Source organism: Nguyenibacter vanlangensis (assembly GCF_013376155.1).
GTDB classification, from domain to species: domain Bacteria; phylum Pseudomonadota; class Alphaproteobacteria; order Acetobacterales; family Acetobacteraceae; genus Gluconacetobacter; species Gluconacetobacter vanlangensis.
Genome location: NZ_JABXXP010000607.1, coordinates 1 through 1,681 on the forward strand (window position 1 = coordinate 1; position 1,681 = coordinate 1,681).

The window sequence follows — 1,681 nt, forward strand, 5'->3', positions numbered from 1 at the left end:
GGTGGCCGCCCTGGCCGAGCGGCTGGGCTTCGCGCCGGTCGGATTGGGCAGGCTTGAGGAAGGCGGCCTGCTGGTGCAGGCGCGGGGGCACACATGGGCGCCGCTGATCTTTCAGGACCTCGTCAAGTTCACGTAGCGTCGGGACTCACATGAATCCAACGGTTGATCGTTTCTTATGAGAATTTCCCGGATCAGCAGGCCGCCAGAGCAGATCCCGTTCAAACGGAGTCGTTTGAACGGGCAAAGATGCTCGATAAAATAACGACACCCGGCAGGCAACCGGCCCCGACCGCGATTTGGCGTGGCCAAGCGTAAGGTCCGGTCTTTTCACCTGCCGTCAGTCGAACGAAACGGAGAATTGGCATCAGCCGTCATGTACGCCCAGCGCGTCCAGCAGCATGGCGCGCAGGCGTTCGAATTCCGGATCGGCGTGGCGGCGCGGACGGGCCAGTTCGACGGGAACATCGGTCCGGATCCGGCCGCGTTCCAGCACCACCGCCCGGTCGGCCAGCAGCAATGCCTCGTCCACGTCATGGGTCACCAGCAGGACCGCGCAGCGATGGCGCGTCCACAGGTCCGAGACCAGGCGCTGCATCTTCAGCCGCGTCAGCGCGTCCAGCGCGGCGAAGGGCTCGTCCAGCAGCAGGAAATCCGGTTCGCGCACCAGGGCGCGCGCCAGGGCGGCGCGCTGCGCCTCCCCCCCGGACAGGGTCAGCGGCCAGGAATCGATCCTGTGGCCCAGCCCGACTTCCCGCAGGACCTCCGCCGCGCGGTCCCGCCGGTCGGCGCCATCCTGTCCCAGCACGACATTCTGCCATGTCCGCTTCCATGGCAGCAGCCGGCTTTCCTGAAAGACCACCGAGACCTCGCGCGGCCGCGCCACGGTCCCTTCGGTGACAGGATCGAGCCCGGACAGGGTGCGCAGCAGGGTCGACTTGCCCGAACCGCTATGGCCGAGCAACGCCACGAACTCGCCCGGCGCGATCGCCAGGTCGAGACGGTCCAGCACCGCCGGCCCGTCGCCGAAGCGCCGGGTGAGCCCCTTGACGATGACGGCCTGGCCGGACCCGGCCCGACCAGATGTCCGCCGGGCGTCGGAAATCGCATTCACGACGCACGCCCGCCGCGATAGACCGGCCGCCAGGCCAGCAGGGTGGTTTCCAGAAGCCGGACGACCTGGTCCGAGGCAAGGCCGAGCAGACCGTAGATGACCAGCCCCACCAGGATGATGTCCGTCCGCAGGAAATCCTGCGCGTCCATCATCATGTGGCCGATGCCGCTGTCGGCATTGACCTGCTCCGCCACCACCAGCATCAGCCAGGATATGCCGACCGCGAAACGCAGGCCGACCAGCAGGTCCGGCAGGGCGCCGGGCAGGATGACATCGCGGATCGTGCGGCCCCGCGACAGGCCCAGCGTACGGGCCATTTCCAGCAATTTGGGATCGATGGCGCGGATCCCCTTGTGCAGGTTGAGGTAGATCGGAAAGGTCGCGCCCAGCGCCACCAGAAGGATCTTCGGCGTCTCGCCGATACCGAACCAGAGGATGAACAGCGGCACCAGGGCCAGGGCCGGCAGCGTGCGCAGGATCTGCAGCGGCGCATCGACGACATCCTCGCCCAGGCGCGACAGGCCCGAGACCAGGGCCAGGCCGACGCCGGCCACCAGCGCCAGCCCCAAC

General features: G+C 67.8%; 2 protein-coding genes. Both read right to left on the reverse strand.

All coding sequences use genetic code 11. The features are described from left to right. Positions 1 to 364: 364 nt before the first annotated feature. The gene (locus HUK84_RS17185; protein ID WP_176641349.1) at positions 365 to 1,102 is read right to left on the reverse strand and encodes an ABC transporter ATP-binding protein; all 738 of its coding nucleotides are present in this window, start codon (positions 1,100 to 1,102) and stop codon (positions 365 to 367) included. 5 nt (positions 1,103 to 1,107) lie between these two features. Beyond that, a partial coding sequence (locus HUK84_RS17190; RefSeq protein ID WP_176641348.1) for an ABC transporter permease occupies positions 1,108 to 1,681 on the reverse strand: 574 nt, incomplete at its 5' end.